General features: G+C 59.8%; 21 protein-coding genes and 1 pseudogene. 8 read left to right on the top strand and 14 right to left on the bottom strand.

Going from position 1 to position 19120, the window contains the following annotated elements; translation table 11 throughout:
* The 3 genes from WLY71_RS07905 to cyoE are packed head-to-tail and all read left to right on the top strand — an operon-like array spanning window position 1 to window position 1862.
* Window positions 1-627, top strand: a complete 627-nt coding sequence (locus tag WLY71_RS07905) for a cytochrome o ubiquinol oxidase subunit III (RefSeq protein ID WP_347803119.1) — start codon at window positions 1-3, stop codon at window positions 625-627.
* Window positions 628-963 (top strand): cytochrome o ubiquinol oxidase subunit IV, encoded by a 336-nt coding sequence (cyoD, locus tag WLY71_RS07900; RefSeq protein ID WP_347803118.1) that lies wholly within the window; start codon window positions 628-630, stop codon window positions 961-963. It begins immediately after the preceding gene.
* Window positions 964-974: 11 nt separating this feature from the next.
* Window positions 975-1862 carry a heme o synthase gene (cyoE, locus tag WLY71_RS07895; RefSeq protein ID WP_095132943.1) on the top strand — a complete coding sequence of 296 codons (888 nt, stop codon included), beginning with the start codon at window positions 975-977 and terminating at the stop codon, window positions 1860-1862.
* Window positions 1863-1927: 65 nt separating this feature from the next.
* On the opposite strand, the pseudogene WLY71_RS07890 reads toward cyoE, so the two are convergent.
* Window positions 1928-2149: pseudogene (locus tag WLY71_RS07890) on the bottom strand (GntR family transcriptional regulator); the annotation flags it as partial.
* Here WLY71_RS07890 and WLY71_RS07885 point away from each other — a divergent pair.
* Both WLY71_RS07885 and WLY71_RS07880 read left to right on the top strand, forming a co-directional pair.
* Complete coding sequence (locus WLY71_RS07885; RefSeq protein ID WP_347803150.1) at window positions 2106-2324, top strand: DUF3077 domain-containing protein; 219 nt, start codon at window positions 2106-2108, stop codon at window positions 2322-2324. The pseudogene WLY71_RS07890 and the gene WLY71_RS07885 sit on opposite strands and share 44 nt — an antisense overlap.
* A gap of 109 nt (window positions 2325-2433) precedes the next feature.
* Complete coding sequence (locus WLY71_RS07880) at window positions 2434-2928, top strand: RidA family protein (RefSeq protein WP_347803117.1); 495 nt, start codon at window positions 2434-2436, stop codon at window positions 2926-2928.
* Between the two features lie 73 nt (window positions 2929-3001).
* On the opposite strand, the gene WLY71_RS07875 is transcribed toward WLY71_RS07880, so the two are convergent.
* From WLY71_RS07875 to WLY71_RS07865, 3 genes are all read right to left on the bottom strand, one after another.
* A complete protein-coding gene (locus WLY71_RS07875; RefSeq protein ID WP_129438257.1) occupies window positions 3002-3706 on the bottom strand; it encodes a hypothetical protein in 705 nt (234 codons plus the stop codon).
* A gap of 247 nt (window positions 3707-3953) precedes the next feature.
* The gene (locus WLY71_RS07870; protein ID WP_347803116.1) at window positions 3954-5471 is read right to left on the bottom strand and encodes a sensor histidine kinase; all 1518 of its coding nucleotides are present in this window, start codon (window positions 5469-5471) and stop codon (window positions 3954-3956) included.
* Window positions 5468-6184: a response regulator transcription factor gene (locus WLY71_RS07865; RefSeq protein WP_347803115.1), complete on the bottom strand. Its 717-nt coding sequence runs from the start codon at window positions 6182-6184 to the stop codon at window positions 5468-5470. The genes WLY71_RS07870 and WLY71_RS07865 overlap by 4 nt, the downstream gene beginning before the upstream one ends.
* Window positions 6185-6335: 151 nt before the next feature.
* Here WLY71_RS07865 and msrB point away from each other — a divergent pair, with 151 nt between their 5' ends.
* Complete coding sequence (gene msrB / locus WLY71_RS07860) at window positions 6336-6854, top strand: peptide-methionine (R)-S-oxide reductase MsrB (protein ID WP_347803114.1); 519 nt, start codon at window positions 6336-6338, stop codon at window positions 6852-6854.
* A 68-nt stretch (window positions 6855-6922) separates the two neighbouring features.
* On the top strand, window positions 6923-7630 hold the full coding sequence (msrA, locus tag WLY71_RS07855) for a peptide-methionine (S)-S-oxide reductase MsrA (RefSeq protein WP_347803113.1): 708 nt from the start codon (window positions 6923-6925) through the stop codon (window positions 7628-7630).
* 12 nt (window positions 7631-7642) lie between these two features.
* Here msrA and WLY71_RS07850 read toward each other — a convergent pair whose 3' ends face one another.
* From WLY71_RS07850 to WLY71_RS07840, 3 genes are all read right to left on the bottom strand, one after another.
* Window positions 7643-8047: a GNAT family N-acetyltransferase gene (locus WLY71_RS07850; RefSeq protein ID WP_347803112.1), complete on the bottom strand. Its 405-nt coding sequence runs from the start codon at window positions 8045-8047 to the stop codon at window positions 7643-7645.
* Complete coding sequence (locus WLY71_RS07845) at window positions 8044-9057, bottom strand: sensor domain-containing diguanylate cyclase (protein ID WP_347803111.1); 1014 nt, start codon at window positions 9055-9057, stop codon at window positions 8044-8046. Before WLY71_RS07845 ends, WLY71_RS07850 begins: the two co-directional genes overlap by 4 nt.
* Window positions 9058-9132: 75 nt before the next feature.
* Window positions 9133-10038: a LysR family transcriptional regulator gene (locus WLY71_RS07840; protein ID WP_347803110.1), complete on the bottom strand. Its 906-nt coding sequence runs from the start codon at window positions 10036-10038 to the stop codon at window positions 9133-9135.
* A 102-nt stretch (window positions 10039-10140) separates the two neighbouring features.
* Between WLY71_RS07840 and WLY71_RS07835 the strand changes: the two genes are divergently transcribed.
* Window positions 10141-11316: an aspartate aminotransferase family protein gene (locus WLY71_RS07835; protein WP_347803109.1), complete on the top strand. Its 1176-nt coding sequence runs from the start codon at window positions 10141-10143 to the stop codon at window positions 11314-11316.
* An 8-nt stretch (window positions 11317-11324) separates the two neighbouring features.
* Here WLY71_RS07835 and WLY71_RS07830 read toward each other — a convergent pair whose 3' ends face one another.
* From WLY71_RS07830 to WLY71_RS07800, 7 genes are all read right to left on the bottom strand, one after another.
* Window positions 11325-11579, bottom strand: a complete 255-nt coding sequence (locus WLY71_RS07830; protein WP_140683793.1) for a Txe/YoeB family addiction module toxin — start codon at window positions 11577-11579, stop codon at window positions 11325-11327.
* The gene (locus tag WLY71_RS07825) at window positions 11576-11830 is read right to left on the bottom strand and encodes a type II toxin-antitoxin system prevent-host-death family antitoxin (protein ID WP_134096615.1); all 255 of its coding nucleotides are present in this window, start codon (window positions 11828-11830) and stop codon (window positions 11576-11578) included. Before WLY71_RS07825 ends, WLY71_RS07830 begins: the two co-directional genes overlap by 4 nt.
* Before the next feature lie 182 nt (window positions 11831-12012).
* A complete protein-coding gene (locus WLY71_RS07820; RefSeq protein ID WP_347803108.1) occupies window positions 12013-12522 on the bottom strand; it encodes a P-loop NTPase family protein in 510 nt (169 codons plus the stop codon).
* Window positions 12523-12577: 55 nt separating this feature from the next.
* The gene (locus WLY71_RS07815) at window positions 12578-14500 is read right to left on the bottom strand and encodes an alkaline phosphatase D family protein (RefSeq protein ID WP_347803107.1); all 1923 of its coding nucleotides are present in this window, start codon (window positions 14498-14500) and stop codon (window positions 12578-12580) included.
* 173 nt (window positions 14501-14673) lie between these two features.
* The gene (locus WLY71_RS07810) at window positions 14674-14895 is read right to left on the bottom strand and encodes a formate dehydrogenase subunit delta (RefSeq protein ID WP_095131521.1); all 222 of its coding nucleotides are present in this window, start codon (window positions 14893-14895) and stop codon (window positions 14674-14676) included.
* Window positions 14892-17774 (bottom strand): formate dehydrogenase subunit alpha, encoded by a 2883-nt coding sequence (gene fdhF, locus WLY71_RS07805; RefSeq protein ID WP_347803106.1) that lies wholly within the window; start codon window positions 17772-17774, stop codon window positions 14892-14894. The genes WLY71_RS07810 and fdhF overlap by 4 nt, the downstream gene beginning before the upstream one ends.
* Window positions 17771-19120: complex I 51 kDa subunit family protein (locus tag WLY71_RS07800; RefSeq protein WP_347803105.1), on the bottom strand; the 1350-nt coding region annotated here is incomplete at its 5' end. The genes WLY71_RS07800 and fdhF, both read right to left, overlap by 4 nt.

The raw sequence follows: 19120 nt of genomic DNA, 5'->3' as shown, positions 1-19120 counted from the left end.
ATGTCGAACTTAGTGACCACTGCTGGACACGCCCATGGCACGGACCATGGGCACGACGACCATCACCACGACTCGGGCGAGATGACCGTATTCGGTTTCTGGCTCTACCTGATGACCGACTGCATTCTGTTTGCGTCGATCTTCGCGGCGTACGCGGTACTGGTTAACAACGTAGCGGGTGGCCCGTCGGGCGCCGACATTTTCGAACTGCCTTACGTGCTGGGCGAAACCGCTCTGCTGCTGTTCAGTTCGATCACCTACGGCTTCGCCATGCTGGCGTTGTTCAAGGGCAAGAAGAACCAGGTCCTGGGCTGGCTGGGCATGACCTTCCTGTTCGGCGCCGGCTTCATCGGCATGGAAATCAACGAGTTTCACGTACTGATTTCCGAAGGCTTCGGCCCGAGCCGCAGCGGCTTCCTGTCCGGGTTCTTCACCCTGGTCGGCACCCACGGTCTGCACGTGACCAGCGGTCTGATCTGGATGGCGATCATGATGTATCAGGTGCAGAAAAACGGCCTGACGGCGACCAACAAGACCCGTCTGAGCTGCCTGAGCCTGTTCTGGCACTTCCTGGACGTGGTGTGGATCTGCGTATTCACCGTTGTTTATCTGATGGGGACTATGTAAATGGCTAACGCTCATTCCCACGATGGCCACGACGCCGGCCACGGCAGCGTCAAGTCTTACGCTATCGGCTTCATCCTGTCGGTGATCCTGACCGTCATTCCTTTCGGCCTGGTGATGTACCCGTCGCTGCCGAAAGCCCTGACCCTGTGGATCGTACTGGCCTTCGCAGTCATCCAGGTGCTGGTACACCTGGTGTACTTCCTTCACCTGGACCGTTCGGCCGCGCAGCGTAACAACGTGATTGCGTTTGTTTTCGCCGCGATCGTGATTGTCCTGCTGGTTGGCCTGTCGCTGTGGATCATGTTCAGCATCCACTCCAACATGATGGCGCACTGAGGAAAGTCCGGATGTCCTTTAAGCACTTTATCCAAATCACCAAACCGGGGATCATTTTCGGTAACGTGCTTTCTGTGGCAGGCGGATTTTTCCTGGCCTCGAAAGGGCATGTCGATCTGGCCATTTTCCTGGCCGCCATGATCGGCACGTCGCTGGTGGTGGCTTCCGGTTGCGTGTTCAACAACTGCATCGACCGCGACATCGACCTGAAGATGGAACGCACCAAAAACCGGGCGCTGGTCCAGGGCTTGATCTCCCTGAAACTGGCCCTGGCTTTTGCGACCGTCCTGGGTGTTTTCGGCGTTGCACTGTTGTACAAAGTGGCCAACCCGTTGGCCGCGTTGTTCGCCGTGATCGGCTTTGTCATCTACGTCGGTTTCTACAGCCTGTACCTCAAGCGCAAGTCGGTTCACGGCACGCTGGTGGGCAGTCTGTCGGGCGCCATGCCGCCGGTGATTGGCTACGTCGCTGTGACGAACAGCTTCGACATGGCGGCACTGACGTTGCTGGTGATGTTCAGCCTGTGGCAGATGCCGCATTCCTACGCCATCGCTATCTTCCGCTTCAACGATTACCTGGCTGCATCGATTCCGGTGTTGCCGGTGAAGCGCGGGATTCAAGTGGCCAAGAAGCACATCCTGCTCTACATCCTGGCGTTCCTCGTGGCGACCTTGATGCTGACCTTCAGCGGCTACGCCGGCATGAGCTACCTCGCCGTCGCCGCGGCCATGGGCATGTACTGGTTGTACATGGCCTGGACCGGCTACAAGGCAGTGGATGACACGGTCTGGGCACGCAAGCTGTTCGTGTTCTCGATCTTCACCATTACCGCGTTGAGCGTGATGATGTCGCTGGACTTTAAAGTGCCGAGTGAGCTGCTGCTGACGTACGCGCCTTAAGATTCAGAGGCTGCATTGAAAAGCCCCGCCTTCGAGAGAAGAGCGGGGCTTTTTATTGGGGCATCGGTCTTGATCGTGGTGCTGGAACGGTACACGTAATGCTCCGAGCCCTGGCGTGAAACCACCAGACCCTTGGCCCGCAAGCGGTCCAACGCATCCACCACCGTGGACTTGCCCACGTTCATCAAGTCGGAAAGTTCGCGGATTGGCGGCAGTTTGGCCCCGTGAGGCGGCCCGCCCTGGCTGATCGCCACCGACAATTGGTCGACGATCTGCTGGACCAGCACCTATCACGCTAACCAACCACTATTGCGCATCAACGGCGGCGCCCCGGTTATTCAAGCCCTCTCCCACGCCTTTGATCTGCTCCACGTCCCGCGCTTGAACAAAAAAGCCCCGCACTTCTTTCGAAGGCGGGGCATTCAGGTGTTCGCTCGTCAGTTCAATCGTTTTCGAATCTAAGGGACATCAATTTGATCCAAGCTGATTTTCATAGGCCAGCCCCCGAATCGAGATCTTTGGGCTAATCTGTCAAAAAAAAACGGATCCAATTTTTGATCGAGGAGGATAGATGACTGAACACATGACCTGTGATGAACGATTCATCGCGCTGGCAAAAGAGCTCGGTTACGACATCTACGGTGAGAATACGGCCGGCGGGCATTACGCGCTGTTGGTGCGGCATCACGATGAGCTTTACATCAGCGGTCTGGTGCCGCGGATGAATGGTGAAATTCAGTATCCGGGCAGGGTAGGCAAGGATCTGACGCTGGCAGATGCACAGAGCGCTGCCAGCATCAGTGCGTTGCGCGGTCTGGCATTGATTGTTGATTCCATCGGTTCGCTGGACAAGATCAAGTCGCTATTGCGCGTCACGGTTTACATAAAGTCCACCGCGGATTTTGTCGATTTGAGCGAAGTGGCCAACGGTGCATCGGACGTTTTCAGTCATGTACTGGGCGATGCCGGTAAACATACACGAACCACGATCGGCGTTTATCAACTGCCGAAAGACGCAGCCATTGAAGTTGACATGATCGTGGCGATACGGCCATCAACGCTCTAACGATGAACCAGCAGGCAATAGAAAGGCCCGCACTGAATCTCAGTGCGGGCCTTTCAGTCATCGATGGCGTGTGTTACTGCGCGGCGATGCTGTAGCCATCGAACGCGGTTTGCTGCTGAAGCGCGGTGATGATGTTCTTGCGGTTAACCGCTTGTTCGGCCCCGGCATTGTCCAGGAAGGTCTCGCTTTCCAGCTCCGCTTCTTCGCCTTCGCCGACGAAGGTGAAGCCCAGGAACTCCAGTGCTTCACGGTCAACGTTCAGTCGCGAACGCGGGGTGCGCAGCGGCAGCGTCACGCTGATACCGTCTTTGCTGATGGTGAACACTTCGACATCTTTCTTGGCGCGAGCAGCCTTGCTCTTGCCACTGCTCGGGTTGCTGATGGCCTGGTGGGTCTGGTTCAGCACCTTCAGTGCGAGGCCGTAGACCAATTCCTGAAATGCCGGGTCGTCCTTGAAGCTGGAGAGAATCCGGCTGATCGGGAATTTGCTGCTCAAGTCTTCCAGGGCTGCGATGTCGGCAGCCTCGGCGTCCTTGAGCTGCTTGAGTTCGCCCATCAAATCGTAGGCTTTATCGTCGTCGAAGCTGTCGTGAGCCTGGCGAATCGCGGCGCGCAGCTCGCGGATCTGGTCGCTTTCCCGGGTGGACTGGAAAGCGTCCAGGACCATCTCGCTGATAGTCTTGGCCTGGGGCACGTGCTGTGAAAGATTGATGGAGTTTTCGTATTCCGCTTTGGACGACAAGGTGACTACGGATTCAGCGGTATTGGAATCGGACATTGAAATTTCACTACTTCTTTTAACTTGGGTTGAGGCGAGAAAGCTCTGGGCCTTTTCAGGCCGCCTAATCTATTGGACCGAGGCGGCGTTGTCACGGATGAACAGGCGGCTGGTCATCATTTTTGGCACAGCGGCTTTTAACCGGTGGCTATCGGGGGGCGTTTTGCCTGAAGTGTCAGCAGTAGCCGATAAAACCTGCCGAAATGGGTACCGGGATATTAGCCGTTGCTGCGGCCAAGGCAGTCGACTATTTCCCCAGCGTATTCAGATTCATCGACCGCACCGCCAACTGCTCGGCCGTTTGCTGATCCACCGCCAACGAAAAGCGAAAGGTCGCGCCGCGGCCGGGAACATCAATCAGCTGGATTTCGCGGCCGTGCAATTGCAGGATCCGGTGCACGATTCGCAACCCCAGTCCGCCGTCACGCCGTGCGCCGCCAATGTTGAACGGGCGCAGGAACAGACCTTCGCGCAGTTCGGCAGTGATGCCGGGGCCGGTGTCGCTGACGGTGACTTCAATAAAAGGTCCTTGAGGGCGCAGGCTGAGCTCGATTTCCCCCCCTTGAGGAGTATGGCGCAGGGCGTTGTCAAACAGGTTGGTGAGCACCCGCTCGATCAACCCAAGGTCGGCGCAGGCCGCCGAAACATTGGGTGCGAAGGTGGCCTTGAGTTCGACCTGACGCGCCTCGGCCGTCAGTTCGAACTTCTGGAAAATGTCCTGCACCAGATCGGTCAGCGAGAAGCGCTCCAGCACCGGTTGCACGAAACCATGTTCCAAACGCACCAGTTCCAGCAGCGATTGCGCCAGACCACCGACCTTGCGGCTTTGATCCAGCGCGATGCCCAGGTAACGGCGGCGGTCGGCGGGTGACAACGTGGCGTCCTTGAGCGACAAGGTTTCCAGGTAACCGTGCAGCGAGGCCAGAGGCGTGCGCAGGTCGTGGGAGATGTTTGCCACCAGTTCACGGCGTTCCTGATCCTGGCGGGTCAACGAACGCCATTGCTCGCCGAGGCGCGCCTGCATCTGCCGGAAGGTCGCGTCGAGAATGGCAATTTCATCGTGGCTGACGGCTTTTTCCACCGGGACGGATGCAGGCGGCGTTACCGGAGCACCATCAATGTCGAACTGGCTGACGGTTTCGGTCAGACGGCGCAACGGGCGGGTGATCAGCGCAAATGCAGTGAGACCGGCAATCAGGCACAGCAATGCCGCCAGCCCGATGGACAACAGCGCGGTATTCAGGGCGGCGCTGGTGGCCCCGCGTTCGGCGAAGCGGTCGTGCTCTTCGCTCAGCAGCACCACATAGAGATAGCCCACCGGTTTTCCATTGACCTGCAATGGCGCGGCGCTGAACACTTTGCGGCCATCGACGCTTCGCGGATCGTCGCCGAGAACCGGCAGGGCATCGCCCTTGAGCAGACGCTGGATCGGCGCCAGATCGACCCGCTCCCGGCGTATCCGACCCTCGGGCGCAGCACTGCCGACAATCCGGCCCTCGGGGTCGAGCAGATAGACCTCGACACTGGGATTGACCAGCATCAGTTGGCTGAACAGGTCGCGCACGGCGTCGGGCATCAGGCCTTTGGTGTCCATCAGCACGGTGTCATGGGCGATGTGCCGGGCCAGATCCCGCGACAACCCTTGCACCACTTCCAGCTCATGCATCTTGTTGGACCGCACCTGCATCCATGCCGACGTGCCGCAGCACACCAGCAGCAACACGGCGAACACCAGCGACAGGCGATGAGTCAGGGTCAGTCTCACGGCTGCTCCTCCCTAGCCGCGAATTTGTAGCCTCGTCCCCACACCGTGAGGATGCGCGCCGGTTGTGCCGGATCAGCCTCGATCTTTGCCCGCAGGCGGTTGATGTGAGTGTTGACCGTGTGCTCGTAGCCTTCATGGCTGTAGCCCCAGACGGCGTTGAGCAGGTCCATGCGCGAGAACACTTTGCCGGGCTGACGGGCGAAGAAATACAACAGGTCGAACTCCCGTGGCGTGAGGTCGAGGCGGCGACCGTCAAGGGACACCTCGCGAGTGATCGGGTCGATGGAGAGACCGTCCGAGATCAGGCTGCCGGCGTCCATTTTCAGATTGCGAGCCATGGCGTCGACCCGTCGCAACAGCGCTTTGACCCGGGCCACCAGTTCGAGCATGGAAAAGGGTTTGGCCAGGTAATCGTCGGCGCCGAGTTCTAGCCCGAGAATCCGGTGCACTTCGCTGGAGCGCGCACTGGTAATGATGATCGGTGTGTAGCGGGCCATGGCGCGGGCCCGGCGGCAGATTTCCAGGCCGTCGACGCCGGGCAGCATCAGGTCGAGGATCAGTGCGTCCCAGCTTCCTTGCTGCAGCAGGCGCATGCCTTCATCGCCGTCGGCGCAGTGCACCACCTCGAACTGCTCATCGCGTAGATGCAGGCAGATAAGGTCGGCGATATGCAGGTCGTCCTCGACCACGAGGACGCGTTTGGTCTGTTCCATCAAGCTCAATCCTTCGGCGCAATGAGCGCATTGTGCGGGTTTTCCGGGGCCTGAGTTATCACGAATTGTTTAACTTCTCGTGAGGATTTGGCGATCAACCCAAGCCTAGGCTGTGTTCCATGTCAGGCATCTGGAATTTTCGGAGACGACCATGTTTTCACGGCGACAGTTTCTCGTAGCAAGCGGCGGGCTAGGCGCTGCAGCCCTGGTCATCGGTGTATTGCCAAAATTTGCCGCGCGTTCTGCACTGGTCAGTGATGCCGACGCGGGAGAGGTGTTCGAGGTGACTCACAGCGACAGCGAATGGCGCGCCATGCTCAGCGCCGAGCAGTACGAAATCCTGCGCGAAGAGGGCACTGAACGGGCCTACAGCAGCCCGCTGAACAACGAGCACCGTGAAGGTACTTTTGCCTGCGCCGGTTGCGATCTGCCGCTGTTTTCTTCCACGACCAAGTTCGACAGCCGCACCGGTTGGCCGAGCTTCTGGGCACCGCTGGACAAGGCTGTGGCCACTCGTCAGGACCGTTCCTTCGGGGTGCTGCGCGAAGAAGTCCACTGTCGGCGTTGTGGCGGTCATTTGGGTCATCTCTTCGATGATGGGCCCAAACCCACCGGCTTGCGCTACTGCATGAACGGCCTGGCGATGACTTTTGTGCCGAAGACGGCTTGATCCATGGACACACTTTTTCGCGTTTACGTTCGGTTGATCGTCATTCCATTTATTCAGGAGTCAGCCTCATGAAAACCCTATTCACCTGGCGCCGCACCCTGTTCGGCCTGGCTGCTGCCGGCGTCATCGGCCAATGCCTGGCGTTCTCCTTCGGTGCGGCGGAAGACGCGGTCATTATTCCTCCACCCACCCTCGACGAAACCACCCAGGCCGACAGCGAAAGGGCGGTCTTTGCCGGCGGTTGCTTCTGGGGCGTCCAAGGCGTGTTCCAGCATGTAAAAGGGGTGAAGAAAGCTGTCTCCGGTTACGCCGGCGGTGCAGCCAACACTGCTCAGTACGAGCGGGTCAGCAATGGCGATACCGGTCATGCGGAATCCGTCGAAGTCACCTTCGACCCCCGTCAGGTCAGCTACGGCACCTTGCTGCAAATCTACTTCTCGGTGGCTCACAACCCTACCGAACTCAACCGTCAGGGACCTGACAGCGGCACTCAGTATCGCTCGGCGCTTTTCCCGGAAAACAGCGAACAGCAACGTGTCGCTCAGGCCTACATCGCCCAGCTGGACGCTGCTCGTTCGTTCAACAAACCCATTGTCACCAAGCTGGAGACCTACAACGGTTTCTACCCGGCGGAGGAGGAGCATCAGGATTTTCTGACCGAGCATCCGACCTATCCCTACATCGTGATCAACGATCTACCGAAGGTCGCGCAGTTGAAGCAGCTGTATCCGGATCGGTATCAGGAGAAACCGGTGTTGGTGAAGGCGGGGATGTGAATGGCGGGTGTGTTATTTACGACGTGGGCGCTCCATCGCAATGGTCGACGCTTCAAAACCCAGGCTTGAAAAGAAATCCGAAGCGCCTTCCCGGCCTGCTCGCAGAACCCAGGTAATGTCGGTGCTCTCGCCCATGACATGCTCAACCAGTGCACGCCCGATACCATCACGTCGATGCTGCGCACAGACGACGACCATCGACAGATAACCGTTTGAAAGGCCGTCAGTGATGCCTCGGGCAAAACCGACAATGCGGGAGTTCTTCACAGCAAGGGCGGTGCGTTGGGAGTTAGTGATCAACTGCACAAAATGTTCAGCGGAGCCTGTGCGGTGAGCCCATCCGTTCTGCCCCAGAAAATGGCGTACGGACTCTACTTCCGAGGGCAGTACATCGCGGACATGCAAGGCATTGTTCATCCCGAAATCACATTCTTGCCCGCGATCTTCGACCGATACAGCGCTTGATCGGCCCTGGCCAGCAACCCGGTCTGTTGTTCTTCTTCAAAGCGCTGAACCACGCCAAAACTCATGGTCACTTGAAAGTCCCCCACTGGTAGCAGGCTTGCGAGGCCACGGCGGATACGTTCGGCGAGGGCCCGGGCATCGACGAGTGGTGTATTGGGTAGGATCAGGATGAACTCGTCGCCGCCCCAACGCGCGAGCAGATCGCCCTCGCGTACGCAGTGCTTCACGCTATCGATCACCTGCACCAATGCCGCATCACCCAGCGCGTGGCCATAGTGATCGTTGATGTTCTTGAAGTCGTCGATGTCCATGGCGATCAGCGACAGCGGTTGTCGAAAGCGTTGGGCGCGTTCGCATTCCTGGGGCAGGGCTTTTTCCAGAAGATAGCGATTGGCGATTGAGGTCAGTGTGTCGGTTTCCGCCAGTTTGCGGTTTTCTTCGAGTTGGATGTGCAGTTGCTGATTGACGCGAGACAACTCTCGGGTGCGTTCTTCAACGATCGCTTCAAGGGATTGGTTGCGCCGTTCAAGCGCTTCGTACAGGCGCTTCTTGTCTTCGATGCTGCGGTGCGCGCCGACCATCCGCGCCACCGAGCCGTCGGCATTGCGTGCCAATACGTAGCCACGGTCTTCGATCCAGGTGTAGCTGCCATCCTGCATGCGGCAGCGATACTCGGCCTGATAGCGGGGGGCGCGCTGATTCAGGTAGTCATCGAACAGGGCCATGACCTGCTGGTAATCGTCGGGATGGATCACGTTTTCCCAGGTCAACACGTTGTTATCCAGGGAATGAGGCGGGTAGCCGAGCATCTCGTACCAACCGGGGTTGCGATAGACGAACCCGGTGTTGGCGTTCCAGTCCCAGATGCCGTCGCTGACCAGTTCCAGAATGGTGTGCACCATGTCTTCGTTCAAATCCGACAGATTGAACTTCAACGGCTCGATATTCGACGCCTCACCCATCTCCGCACTCCTTGCTGCCCTGATATCTAAGTGACCCGCCTGTCGAGGAGATTAGTGCATGGGGTATTCGGTCGGCTAGTGCTTGCCCCATCTCTGCAAGGCAAAGTCGACGAAACTACGCAGTTTTGGCAAACGGTAGCGATCCTGGGCATACATCAGGTTCATCGGTCGGCTCGGCGGCAAGTAATTCTTCATCAATGCCACCAGTTTTCCGTCCTTGAGATCTTGCTCCATCAACGCATCAGGCAACACCACGATGCCCATACCGGTTCGCGCCGCTTGATGCAGTCCTGCCGAACTGTTGATCAACATCGGTCCATTGACCGCTACCGCCACTTCGCCCTCGGGACCGGTCAGGCGCCAATGTTTTTCCACCGACTGCCAGTCATCCCCGGCCGGATAGGCAAAGGATAGACAGTCGTGGTGTTGCAGATCATCAGGTTTCTCCGGTGTGCCTTTGCGCGCCAGGTACTCCGGTGATGCACACATGGTCAGGCTGTAGTCGAGGAGTGGACGGGCGATCAGGTGGGTCTCCACTGTATTTCCCAGGCGAAACGCCACGTCGAAACCGTTTTCTAGCAGGTCCGGACGGCGATTGGTGAGGACCACATCCAATTTGACGCGTGGACACAGCAGGGTGAATTCACTCAGGGCGGGTGCCAGTTTTTCGGTGCCGAACGTCAGTGGTGCGGTGATGCGCAAGGTGCCGCTCGGCTCGTCGAGGGCCTGCTCGGCCAACCGTTCGGAATCGGCCACCAGCCCCAGCACTTCGAGGCAGCGCTGGTAATAAGCGGTGCCGAATTCCGTTAACCGCTGGCGTCGCGTCGTACGGTTGAGCAGACGCACACCCAGGCGTTGCTCCAACGCCCGCAGGTGATTGCCCACCATGGTGGTGGACATTTCGCACTGCAACGCGGCGGCGGTCATGCTGCCGGTTTCCACCACCCGGACGTAAACGGTCATTGCCTGGAACAAATCCATTATCAAGCCCAGCTTTAAAATGATTGAAGTGTTGCAGCGTTTATCTAGCTCAGGTGGCTAACCATACTGCAAAAACACCGACAATTGATGGAGCTTGATGTCATGACCGCCGCCTGCCTGATGACCACTTACCAACCCTTGGCCTTGAGTTTCAGCAAGGGCCTGGGCACACGCCTGTGGGATCAGGCCGGTCGTGAATACCTGGACGCGGTGGCGGGCGTAGCAGTGACCAACGTTGGTCACTCCCATCCGAAAATTGTCTCAGCCATCAGCGAACAGGCTGGGTTGCTGTTGCACACTTCCAACCTTTACAGCATTGATTGGCAACAGCGGCTGGCGCAGAAATTGACGCAATTGGCGGGCATGGAGCGAGCCTTCTTCAACAACTCCGGTGCCGAAGCCAACGAGACGGCGCTGAAACTGGCGCGGCTATATGGCTGGCAAAAAGGCATTGCGCAACCGCTGGTGGTGGTCATGGAAAACGCCTTTCACGGCCGGACCCTCGGCACCTTGTCCGCCAGTGATGGCCCGGCCGTGCGCCTGGGCTTCAACGAGTTGCCGGGGGACTTCGTCAAAGTGCCCTTCGGTGACCTCAAGGCGCTGGACAAGGTGCAGCAAGCCCACGGCCCGCGCATCGTGGCGATTCTGATGGAACCGATTCAGGGTGAAAGCGGTGTCCAAATGGCCCCGCCCGGTTACCTGAAAGCCATTCGCGAACTCTGCACTCGGCGTTCGTGGCTGCTGATGCTCGACGAAATCCAGACTGGCATCGGCCGCACTGGCCAGTGGTTTGCCTTTCAGCACGAAGGCATTATTCCGGATGTCATGACCTTGGCCAAAGGCCTGGGCAATGGCATTCCCATCGGCGCCTGCCTGGCCCGGGGCAAAGCCGCCGACCTCTTCACCCCCGGCAGTCACGGCAGCACCTTCGGCGGCAATCCACTGGCCTGTCGCGTGGGTTGCACCGTGCTGGAGATCATCGAAGAACAAGGACTGCTGGACAACGCCAAACTTCAGGGCGAGCGTTTGCTGGCCAGATTGCGCATTGAATTGGCGGACGACCCGAACATCCTGGAGATCCGCGGCCAGGGTTTAATGATCGGCATCGAACTCAAACAGCCGATTCGCGACCTGACCCTGATCGCCGCGCGGGATCACGGCTTGCTGATCAACGTGACACGGGGCAAGACTATTCGCTTGCTGCCGCCGCTGACGATTGATGAGCGGGAAGTTGAGATGATTGTGAGAGGGGTGTGTCGGGCGGTGAGCGCGGCCTGAGATTTATCTCAGTAGTGGTATCTACACATCACGATGCGTATTTCGCCGTCCTCGACTGCATAGACCAAGCGATGCTCGGCTGTAATCCGGCGCGACCAGAAGCCGCTCAAGTTGTATTTGAGCGGTTCAGGTTTTCCGAGTCCATCGAACGGCTCGCGCTGGATTGATTTGATCAGCAGGTTGATTCGCTTAAGTCCTGCCTTATCGTTTTGTTGGAACCACAGATAGTCTTCCCAACCTTCAGGAGTGAACTCGATATTCATTCTTCGATGAGTTGCCTGGTTTTGGTTTTCCCTGCCCGCAGGTTGCCGATCGATTTGATCAGGCGTTCAGCATTAGCAGGGGAGCGAAGCAGATAGGCAGTCTCTTCGAGAGCGTTGTACTCCGCCAGAGACATCATCACCACGGGTTCGCCTTTCTGGCGAGTGACCAACAGTGGGGCGCGGTCTTCATTGACCCGATCCATGGTTTCGGCAAGGTGTGCACGTGCTGTGGTGTAGTTGATGGTTTGCATGTTGTAGTCCTCGCTCGATGCAAAGAACGTACAGAAATGAGTACAGGATGACAAGGTGATACCTACGAGTGGTCGTTACGCAGACGATGCATCTACGTTTGTACTGAGTATCGCCGAAGATTCTCCGAGACGTTTCCGTGATCGATGTAATCCCGATCCGATTAACACGCCATCCCCTGTGCTCAAATGCGCCGGGTGTGGGATGAGGGATGGATGAAATCGGTCGTTTGCGCTCGGTTCATGAGTTGCAGTTTCGAACCGCTAAACCCATCGAACAGACGCTGATGCGCGGCAAATCCACTGGACTCTTCGCGCGTACGATAGCTGCGGGCCCAGTCCAGCAATGCAATCAACAACTCGTCATGCTCGTCCCGTTGTGCCTCTCGATGACGAACATTGGCGACACATTCGTCATCATCAAGACACAGCCAGATCAGCGCTGTTGCCCGGTGCAAGAGTTCACTGACGATCCCGCCGTAAACGCCTTCGATCACCCAGCGCTCTTCACCGGCAAGCACCCGTGCAATGCCCAACGCCTCGGCACCGGGGCGCGGGATGCTGTGTTCATCGGACAACCAGTGAATCGAGTCGAGATCGACCCATGGCACGTGCAGGTGCTCGGCCAGCCGTTCGGCCAGCCAGCTTTTGCCGGAGCCGGAGTTGCCGATGATCAGGGTTCGGGTGAGGTTCATGAGCGACACCGATCATGTAAGGGCGCAGACCACAGAGCGCGGGAACGATCAGCCTTCAGTCGTCATTCTCAGGCGCAACCATCCGCGTCTTCGGCGAACCGTTTGAGTTGTGCTGATAGATCTCCTGCGGCTGTCCTTTTTCATTAAAGAACACTTGCCCGATCCCCGCCGAATTCCACAGCCGTTCACCCGCTTCAGCATGTTCCGGGACATGGGGAACAATGCGCATGCGCCGGCGTTTGGTCAGCCAATTCAGTGGCGAGCGGGGCGAGTAGAGCCAGCGGTTGAGGCGGTCGAACCACTCGAGCAGGGCCGGCGGGAACTCGTTTTTGATGCCGCTGCTGGTGATCTGCCAGATGCGCGGGCCGGCCTTGCGGTGTCGGATCAGTACTTCGTAGACGAAGGAATAATGCACATCGCCCGACAGCACCACGTAATTACCGGGTGTACGCGAGTGTCGGAAAATGTTCAGGATCACCTGGGCTGCGCCGCGATGGGCCATCCAGTTTTCGGCGTCCACCAGCAGGGGATAACCGCACCAGCTGAAAACGCGCTGCACGGTTTCGATCAGCTTGACGCCGAAAATCGGTGCCGGCGAAACGATGATGGCCGAAGGGTGATCGAGCAGTTCCTGTTGCAGTTCGCTGAGGGCTTCCCAATCCAGCAAACCCGATGGCTGCTTGAGGTTCATCTCGCTGCGCCAGCGTCGGGTGCGGGTGTCGAGCACCACGATGGCCGGGCTCGTGGGCAGCACGTAATGCCAGTTCTGAAACCTCAGCAGCTCGTCAATCAACTCGTCCTGAGTGTCACTGTCGAGGTAGCGGTCATGCCCGGTCGCGCTCAATCCGCCGGCCTTCTTCAGCACAGCGCCGAACGCATCCGGGTTGTTGCCCCAGCCCTGGCACAGCATATAAGCAATCAGCGCGTTGCCGATGATGCGCCTGGAGAACGGATGGCCGTAGGCCGTTTCCTCCCATTGCGCGGAAAGATTCCAGTCATCGGTAATATCGTGATCGTCGAAAATCATCAGGCACGGCAGGTGAGCGAGTGCTCGGGCGACGCCTCCAAGGCCGGTCTTGAAGCCATCGATGCGCGTCTGCTCAAGCGCATAACGCTCGCGTCTTGCAGGCGTCAGTGCCGGTGGTTGCGGGGCGATCAATGTCCAGGGTGTTGGCGACCAGACCAGCAGGTACATGGCCATGACTTCGGCGAACGTCACCAGATGGTTGTCGGCACTGCTGCTGGTGAAAATCGGCTTACGCGCCCCACCGAAAAATCGCTCGCGCAGGGTTTCGTTGCTCTCCAGCGCCGGTAATAAATCCGCACGATGGTAGTAGCTGGCGGGGTGCTCGTAGAGTTTGGCGCTGTCGCTGACCACTGCGCCTTCGAGGTGCTCTTCGAACAACCCAAGCCGCTTGATCAAGGCATGGATGGCTCGCAGCATCGGCCCCGCGACATCGTCGGCATAAACCTGATCGCCGCTCATCATCAACAGCGCCGGACGTTTGTGTGAGTCCGGCTCGGACTCCAGCAAACGATCAACGCAAAGCAAACCGTCCGGGGCCGGATGGTGAGGTTTGCGGCAGGAACCGTGCAGCAGATGATCGGCCCGTTTACGCAGGACGAAGTTGGGGCAACGGGCGTCTCCGTACAGCAAGTGCGGGGCCCAATCGGCGATGCCTGTGCCAGCGTCGTCAATCAGCAGGTCGTATTCGATTAACGTATCGCAGGGCAGGGCGGCGTCCAGCGCCACATCGATCAAATGAACAAAGGCCTGGGTGCCCACCGCAATGACCGTGCACTGACTCGCGTCGAGGTGGATAGCGTCGCGATCATGCAGACGCAACGTCAGCGACAGCGCCCGCGACCCCACCAGCCACATCACCAGCCGCGTGGGCTCCAGACGCCGCAACAGCGGCCCGACCAGGACAGGTGGCAGGGATTGATGATCGTCAGGCAGCGGCAAAGACATGGACATCCGGTTTTTTGGAACAGAGAAGCGCGGGATGATAACGCAGCTGACGTCAATGAATTGCAACGGGCTTGAATCCGACAGTCAAGGCAACTACAGGCTGCCCGCCCGCCAAGCACTGCACCATTGAAAGCCCCGAAACACTCGGGGCTAATTCCAAGGGATCGTGTGAACTGAACCTAAGCCTCCCAGCCCGCCCCACTGACCGCGGCCTGCGCCAGTGGGTGCAAGTCTGCCCCCTGATGCTCCGTTTGCCAGGCCAGTAATTCCTTGCGCATGCCGGGCGTCCAGTACATCTGCAGGTGATTACGCACGCCGAGCACGGCCTGTTGCTGGTCCGGTTGGCTGGCGAAGTACTGGGCGATCTGGTTGGCCATTTTGATCAGATTTTCAGTGCTCATCGGCGTACCTCGGCTTTAGAGCCACGCGCCTGGCGGCGTTCGTCGAGCAGGCGTTGTTGGTTGTCGCTGAACTCCTGATAGCGTTTTTGCCACTCGGAAGGGTGGTAGACGCGGCTGACTTCCACGGCCGTGACCTTGTACTCCGGACAGTTGGTGGCCCAGTCGGAGTTGTCGGTGGTGATCACGTTGGCCCCCGATTCAGGGAAGTGGAAAGTGGTGTACACCACGCCAGGGGCGACCCGTTCGGTGACCCGCGCACGCAGTACGGTCTGGCCGGCGCGGCTGCCGATGCCGACCCAGTCACCTTCGTTGATGCCACGGCTCTCGGCATCGGTCGGGTGGATTTCCAGGCGGTCTTCATCGTGCCAGGCGACGTTTTCGGTACGCCGGGTCTGAGCGCCGACGTTGTACTGGCTGAGGATGCGCCCGGTGGTCAGCAGCAGCGGATAGCGGTTGTTGACCTTTTCCTCGGTGGGCACGTAGCCGGTGAGCATGAAACGCCCCTTGCCACGCACGAACTCCTCGATGTGCATGGTCGGCGTGCCGTCCGGTGCCGCGGCATTGCACGGCCATTGCAGGCTGCCGTGGCTGTCCAGTGCGGCGTAGCTGACGTTGGTGAAGGTCGGCGTCAGGCTGGCGATTTCATCCATGATTTCTGACGGGTGCGTGTAGTTCATCGGGTAGCCCAGGGCGTTGGCCAAGGCCACGGTGCCTTCCCAATCGGCCTTGCCGCCCAGAGGCTCCATGACTTTGCGCACTCGGGAGATGCGCCGCTCGGCGTTGGTGAAGGTGCCGTCTTTTTCCAGGAACGAGCTGCCCGGCAGGAACACGTGGGCGAACTTGGCGGTTTCGTTGAGGAAAATGTCCTGCACCACCACGCACTCCATGGCCGACAGCGCCGCGGTGACGTGCTGGGTATTGGGGTCGCTTTGGGCGATGTCTTCGCCCTGGCAATACAAGCCCTTGAAGGTGCCGCCCAGGGCTGCCTCGAACATGTTGGGGATGCGCAGGCCCGGGTCGGGTTGCAGGGTGACGTTCCAGGCCTGTTCGAACTGCGCCCGAACCACTTCGTTGGAGATGTGCCGGTAGCCGGGCAACTCGTGGGGGAAAGAGCCCATGTCGCAGGAGCCCTGAACGTTGTTCTGCCCACGCAGCGGATTCACGCCCACGCCTTCGCGGCCGATGTTGCCAGTGGCCATGGCCAGGTTGGCGATGCCCATGACCGCGGTGCTGCCCTGGCTGTGCTCGGTGACGCCCAGGCCGTAGTAGATCGCCGCGTTGCCGCCGGTGGCATACAGACGGGCGGCGGCACGGATGTCGGCAGCGTCTACACCGCAGATGGGGCCAAGGACTTCCGGCGAGTTTTCCGCGCGGCTGACGAACTCGCTCCAGTGAGCGAAATCGCTGCCCTCGCAACGGGCGTCGATAAAGGCCTGATCGAGTAGGCCTTCGGTGACGATGACGTGGGCCAGGGCGTTGAGCATGGCGACGTTGGTGCCTGGGCGCAGGGCCAGGTGCAGTTCGGCGCGGGCATGCACCGAGTCCACCAGATCAATGCGTCGTGGGTCGATGACGATCAGTCTCGCGCCTTCACGCAGACGGCGTTTGAGCTGGGAGGCAAACACCGGGTGGGCGTCGCTGGGGTTGGCGCCCATCACAAGGATCACGTCGGCCTGCATCACCGAGTCGAAACTCTGGGTGCCGGCGGACTCGCCCAGGGTTTGTTTCAGGCCATAGCCGGTCGGCGAGTGGCAAACCCGCGCGCAGGTGTCGACGTTGTTGTTGCCGAACGCGGCGCGCACCAGTTTTTGCACCAGGTAGGTTTCTTCGTTGGTGCAGCGGCTGGAGGTGATGCCACCAATGGAGTCGCGGCCATATTTTTGCTGCAACCGGCGGAATTCGCTGGCGGCGTAGGTCACCGCTTCATCCCAGCTGACTTCCTGCCAAGGGTCGTTGATGTTCTGGCGGATCATCGGCTTGGTGATGCGATCCGGGTGAGTGGCGTAGCCCCAGGCAAAGCGTCCTTTGACGCAGGAGTGGCCGTGGTTGGCTTGGCCGTTCTTGTCCGGAACCATGCGCACCAGTTTGTCGCCTTTCATCTCGGCGCGGAACGAGCAGCCCACGCCGCAATAGGCACAGGTGGTGATCACGCTGCGCTCGGGCTGACCCAGTTCGACCACGCTTTTTTCCATCAGGGTCGCGGTGGGGCAGGCTTGCACACAGGCGCCGCAGGACACGCATTCCGAGTCGAGGAAGTTCTCGCCTCCGGCGGCCGCGACCCGGGATTCGAAACCGCGTCCGGTAATGGTCAGGGCAAAGGTGCCCTGGGTTTCTTCGCAGGCGCGTACGCAGCGGTTGCAGACGATGCACTTGCTCGGGTCGTAATCGAAATACGGGTTGGACGTGTCCTTCACGTCAGCCAGATGGTTGTCGCCTTCATAGCCGTAACGCACCTCCCGCAGGCCGACCTGGCCGGCGACGGTTTGCAGCTCGCAGTTGCCGTTGGCCGAGCAGGTCAGGCAATCCAGCGGGTGATCGGAGATGTACAACTCCATGACGTTGCGCCGCAGCGTTGCGAGCTTCGGCGTCTGGGTGTGCACGCTCATGCCTTCAGTGACCGGCGTGGTGCAGGAGGCCGGGTAGCCGCGCATGCCGTCGATCTCCACCAGGCACATGCGGCAGGAGCCGAAGGCTTCCAGGCTGTCGGTGGCGCACAGTTTGGGAATGGTGGTGCCCAGCAGCGCGGCGGCGCGCATCACCGAGGTCCCTTCGGGCACGCTGATGCTGCGGCCGTCGATGTTCAGGGTGACTTGAACCTGACTCTCGCGGGCCGGGGTGCCCAGATCGATATCGGTGTTCGGGTCGAAGAGAGTATTCATTGCTCGGTCTCCGAAGATTGCAGACCGAAGTCGGCGGGGAAGTGCTTGAGGGCGCTGGCTACCGGAAAGGAGACCATGCCGCCCAACGCGCACAGCGAACCGTATTGCAGGGTGTCGCACAGGTCCTTGAGGATGATTACCTGCTCATCACGACCGCTCTGGTCAGGCGCTGCCAGCAGGCGGTCGATCACCTCCACGCCCCGGGTCGAGCCGATGCGGCAGGGGGTGCATTTGCCACAGGATTCCTCGGCACAGAACTGCATGGCGAAGCGCGCCATATGGGCCATGTCCAGGCTGTCGTCAGCCACCACCACACCACCGTGACCGAGCATCGCCCCGATGGCGGCGAAGGCTTCGTAATCCAGCGGTGTGTCGAATTGCGACGGCGGCACCCAGGCACCGAGCGGGCCGCCGACCTGAGCGGCTTTCAGCGGCCGGCCACTGGCGGTACCACCGCCGTAGTCTTCCACCAGTTCCCGCAACGTCAGGCCAAAGGCCCGTTCCACCAAACCACCATGACGAATATTGCCTGCCAGCTGGAAAGGCATCGTGCCGAGGGAACGGCCCATGCCGTAATCGCGATAGAACTGCGCGCCCTTGGCCAGAATCAGCGGCACCGAGGCCAGGGTCAGCACGTTGTGTACCAAGGTCGGCAGGCCAAACAGGCCCTTCAACGCAGGGATCGGCGGCTTGGCGCGGACGATCCCGCGTTTGCCTTCGAGCGAGTCCAGCAGCGCGGTTTCCTCACCGCAGATGTAAGCACCGGCACCGACGCGCACTTCCATATCGAAGGCCTGGCCACTGCCGCCGACATTGGCGCCGAGGTAACCGGCGGACCGGGCGATGTCCAGTGCCGCACGCAGTGTCGTCACGGCAGCCGGGTATTCCGAGCGCACATAGATGTAGCCGTAGGTGGCGCCGACGCACAGGCCGGCAATGGCCATGCCTTCGATCAGCAGGAAGGGGTCGCCTTCCATCAGCATGCGGTCGGCGAAGGTGCCGGAGTCGCCTTCGTCGGCGTTGCACACAATGTACTTCTGGGCAGCCTGGGTGGCGCGCACCGTGCGCCATTTGATCCCGGCCGGGAAAGCCGCGCCGCCACGGCCACGCAGGCCCGAATCGAACACTTCCGTCGCGGTCTGCTCGCCGCCAATGGTGACGGCCCTTTTTAAGCCCTCGAAACCGCCGTGGGCCCGGTAATCGTCCAGCGACAGCGGCCGGGTAATACCGGCTCGGGCGAACAGCAGGCGTTGTTGAGTCTTCAGATAAGGCAACTCTTCTACAAGACCCAAGGCCAGCGGATGAGCGGACGGCTCGCCTCGCAGCGCCTCGAGCACGGACGGCAC

The organism is Pseudomonas rossensis (assembly GCF_039888995.1).
Lineage (GTDB): Bacteria > Pseudomonadota > Gammaproteobacteria > Pseudomonadales > Pseudomonadaceae > Aquipseudomonas > Aquipseudomonas rossensis.
This window is presented reverse-complemented; position numbering and strand designations above follow the sequence as displayed.

Bases quoted from the DNA above. Each gene is read 5' to 3' on its own strand.
- WLY71_RS07905 (WP_347803119.1), top strand. From the start codon at position 1: ATGTCGAACTTAGTGACCACTGCTGGACACGCCCATGGCACGGACCAT.
- cyoD (WP_347803118.1), top strand. From the start codon at position 628: ATGGCTAACGCTCATTCCCACGATGGCCACGACGCCGGCCACGGCAGC.
- cyoE (WP_095132943.1), top strand. From the start codon at position 975: ATGTCCTTTAAGCACTTTATCCAAATCACCAAACCGGGGATCATTTTC.
- WLY71_RS07880 (WP_347803117.1), top strand. From the start codon at position 2,434: ATGACTGAACACATGACCTGTGATGAACGATTCATCGCGCTGGCAAAA.
- WLY71_RS07875 (WP_129438257.1), bottom strand. From the start codon at position 3,706: ATGTCCGATTCCAATACCGCTGAATCCGTAGTCACCTTGTCGTCCAAA.
- WLY71_RS07865 (WP_347803115.1), bottom strand. From the start codon at position 6,184: ATGGAACAGACCAAACGCGTCCTCGTGGTCGAGGACGACCTGCATATC.
- msrB (WP_347803114.1), top strand. From the start codon at position 6,336: ATGTTTTCACGGCGACAGTTTCTCGTAGCAAGCGGCGGGCTAGGCGCT.
- msrA (WP_347803113.1), top strand. From the start codon at position 6,923: ATGAAAACCCTATTCACCTGGCGCCGCACCCTGTTCGGCCTGGCTGCT.
- WLY71_RS07850 (WP_347803112.1), bottom strand. From the start codon at position 8,047: ATGAACAATGCCTTGCATGTCCGCGATGTACTGCCCTCGGAAGTAGAG.
- WLY71_RS07845 (WP_347803111.1), bottom strand. From the start codon at position 9,057: ATGGGTGAGGCGTCGAATATCGAGCCGTTGAAGTTCAATCTGTCGGAT.
- WLY71_RS07840 (WP_347803110.1), bottom strand. From the start codon at position 10,038: ATGGATTTGTTCCAGGCAATGACCGTTTACGTCCGGGTGGTGGAAACC.
- WLY71_RS07835 (WP_347803109.1), top strand. From the start codon at position 10,141: ATGACCGCCGCCTGCCTGATGACCACTTACCAACCCTTGGCCTTGAGT.
- WLY71_RS07830 (WP_140683793.1), bottom strand. From the start codon at position 11,579: ATGAATATCGAGTTCACTCCTGAAGGTTGGGAAGACTATCTGTGGTTC.
- WLY71_RS07825 (WP_134096615.1), bottom strand. From the start codon at position 11,830: ATGCAAACCATCAACTACACCACAGCACGTGCACACCTTGCCGAAACC.
- WLY71_RS07820 (WP_347803108.1), bottom strand. From the start codon at position 12,522: ATGAACCTCACCCGAACCCTGATCATCGGCAACTCCGGCTCCGGCAAA.
- WLY71_RS07815 (WP_347803107.1), bottom strand. From the start codon at position 14,500: ATGTCCATGTCTTTGCCGCTGCCTGACGATCATCAATCCCTGCCACCT.
- WLY71_RS07810 (WP_095131521.1), bottom strand. From the start codon at position 14,895: ATGAGCACTGAAAATCTGATCAAAATGGCCAACCAGATCGCCCAGTAC.
- fdhF (WP_347803106.1), bottom strand. From the start codon at position 17,774: ATGAATACTCTCTTCGACCCGAACACCGATATCGATCTGGGCACCCCG.